The following is a 3,392-nucleotide window of genomic DNA, read 5'->3' as shown; positions in this document are numbered from 1 at the left end:
AATCCTATTGTGGCAAATATTATAGTCAAGATATTAATATCATTGTAGTAATATTTTGAGTTTAATCTTAGACAAGATTATTTAGTAGTCATAAATTTACTTGATACAGATTGGTTTGAACAGGAACTAACCAGCTTTTTGTTGAATCAAACATCAATTTTTTTGTATATTTAACTATTTACAATCATAGCATTATCCAAAATCTAAAATTACTACTATGGCTCAATCTTCTCAACTACGACTCCAAAAATTAGCCTCCTACTTACGTCCTCATTGGCGAAAGTCTTCATTAGGAATTTTCTCCCTACTTATAGTTAATACTTTAGGAATCTATATTCCCAAATTAATTAGTCAAGCTATAGATGATTTGGAAGTAGCAACCAAATTTAATGAATTCTTATACTATGTGTTAACAATTGTAATTTTTGCCTCTATTATGTGGGTAATTAGAATAGCATCTCGAATCCTCATATTTGGAGTAGGGCGACAAGTAGAATTTGACATCAAACAAAAGATTTTTAATAGACTTTTAAAATTAGAACCATCCTACTTTAGTAATAATACAATTGGAGATTTAATTAACCGCGCCACAAGTGATGTTGATAATATTCGCAGACTATTAGGTTTTGCAGTATTAAGTATTAGCAATACAATTTTTGCTTATGGTTTAACTGTCCCAGTTATGCTTTCTATTAATGTGCGGTTAAGTCTATTAGCAATTTCTGTTTATCCTATCATGCTAATACTGGTACAAATATTTAGCAATAAACTGAGAAATCAACAATTAGCTGTACAAGAAGAACTTTCTAATATGAGTGATTTGATTCAAGAGGATATGAATGGTATTTCTCTAATCAAAATATATGCTCAAGAAGAAAATGAAAGACAAGCTTTTAGTGAATATAATCAGCGACTTTTAGATGTTAATTTAGACTTAGCAAGAACTCGTAACACTCTTTTTCCTATTCTCGTTAGTTTAGCAAGTTTAAGCTTCTTAATATTACTGATTAATGGGTCAAACTACCTGGAAACTGGTGAATTAACAGTTGGTAATTTTGTAGCTTTAATTATTTATGTTGAGCGTTTAGTTTTCCCCACTGCATTATTAGGTTTTACAATTACTGCTTATCAAAGAGGAGAAGTAAGTATCGATCGTATAGAAGCTATTCTCACAGTAGAACCAAAAATTAAAGACCATGAATCACCTCTAACTTTTCCACAAATAGTAAAAGGTTGGATAAAAAGCCAAGGATTAACATACACTTATCCTGGTAGTAAAACACCAGCTTTAGACAACATTAATTTTCTGATTAAACGAGGAGAAACTATTGCTATTGTCGGACCTATTGGTTCAGGAAAATCAACTTTAGCAAATATATTACCTCGACTTTTAAATATTGATATTGACCAACTATTTATAGATGGTTATGATGTGACTCAGGTAAAATTAGAAGATTTACGCAGGGCGATCGCCTACGTTCCTCAAGAAAGTTTTCTCTTTAGTACAACTATTAAAAATAACATCTGTTATGGCGAGCCATTAAAAGAACAAAAAGAAATAGAATTTGCTGCAAAACAAGCACAAATTCACACAGAAATTCTCAACTTTCCCCAAAAATATGAAACGATAGTAGGAGAAAGAGGAATTACTTTATCGGGAGGACAAAGACAAAGAACGGCATTAGCAAGAGCTTTATTAGTTGATGCGCCAATATTAATTTTAGATGATGCACTTTCGAGTGTAGATAATCAGACAGCAACTAATATTTTGCAAAATTTATCAACAGGAACTCAAAAGAAAACTGTAATTTTTATTTCTCATCAAATGTCTGCTGCTGCTACTGCCGATAGAATTTTTGTGATGGATAAAGGGAAAATTGTACAAGTAGGAAATCATGCAGAATTAGTAGGGGAATCTGGTTTATATCAGTTACTTTGGAATCAACAAAAGCTCAAGCAGTTATTAGAATAGGAGTTATTTCAGTTATCAGTTATTCTAGCAGGGACTAGGGAATAGGGAATAGTTAGAACAATATTTCCGCTGTCTAAGATTCATCATTAGTCTNGTTATTAGAATAGGAGTTATTTCAGTTATCAGTTATTCTAGCAGGGACTAGGGAATAGGGAATAGTTAGAACAATATTTCCGCTGTCTAAGATTCATCATTAGTCTATGTACTAACCAATTTTTTCTTAGCTATAGTTGTCAAAAAACTTATGGAGGTAAAAATTGACTCAAAAGTTAAAAGTTAAAATTTAAAAAGTAGAAAATTATTGAGGCAAATCGACAAAAATATAGCAATCAGGAATCAGATGTGAGAATTGAGGTGTTTCTGAGAAGTTATAGAATATAACAATTAGAGATTGAATGTATCAGGAAATATAAAAAGGAGATAAGGAACAGGGAACAGGGAACAGGGAACAGGAAGGAAGAAATACAAGGGCAAATATTTGTCGCTATTAAATCTAGGAATATATGTACTAAATACTTCTCTATCTACCTTCTTTCAATCCCTTGAAGTATTACCGCTTTTAGATTTTAGTCACTCCTTTGGTCTCTTAAGAATTATTTTACTCTCCAGTCTCTAATGGATAATGGATAATTACCTCTAGTTAAAACCGTTACAGANGAACAGGGAACAGGGAACAGGGAACAGGAAGGAAGAAATACAAGGGCAAATATTTGTCGCTATTAAATCTAGGAATATATGTACTAAATACTTCTCTATCTACCTTCTTTCAATCCCTTGAAGTATTACCGCTTTTAGATTTAGTCACTCGTATACTCTCTTAATAATTATTTTACAAACAGTCTCTTATCAGATTCATTTTTAGACATTTTTTTCTTCTTCTCTGTTCCCTATTGCTTCTTTATTTTTCCCTAAAATTTTCCAATATCTCGCAACTTAAATCATATAGCAATATGATTCTTATCTGGAGTATTTGATATAGGAATAAGCAGCATAATTTTTCATCCAATATCCTCGCAAGTAAATCATTCCAATGTTTGTAAGTACACCGAATAATAATTTAATATACAGCGCTTCCCGTTGTTATGAGTTACAAAATTTTAGGTTTGAGGGAACACTTAACTGGGAATAGGGAATAGGGAATAGGGAATAGGGAATAGGGAATAGAAAAGAATAAAAACAACTGTACCTCATAGCTTCGGAAACTGCTGTATGTCAAATTCAGTTCAGCTTTAATAACCTCTTGTTTTACCATAATTAAAAATTTTTCTACTTAATCAAACATTGCAACATAGTCAAAACATAAATCAACCTTTAGTAGTGATACCAATTACCAAAAGTAATGCTATAGTTAGATGATAATTTAATGAAAACAGACCGAATAACTTATTTGATAATTAGGGCTGGCTGAAAAAGTTTTTTA

At 31.4% G+C, this 3,392-nt stretch carries 1 protein-coding gene; it reads left to right on the top strand.

Annotated elements, in window-relative coordinates:
* Positions 1-217 precede the first annotated feature (217 nt).
* Positions 218-1,972 (top strand): ABC transporter ATP-binding protein, encoded by a 1,755-nt coding sequence (locus tag AFK68_RS05260; protein ID WP_094671877.1) that lies wholly within the window; start codon positions 218-220, stop codon positions 1,970-1,972.
* Positions 1,973-3,392 lie beyond the last annotated feature (1,420 nt).

Origin of the sequence: Hydrocoleum sp. CS-953, assembly GCF_002260545.1 — a bacterium.
Classification (GTDB): domain Bacteria; phylum Cyanobacteriota; class Cyanobacteriia; order Cyanobacteriales; family Microcoleaceae; genus Trichodesmium.
This window is presented reverse-complemented; position numbering and strand designations above follow the sequence as displayed.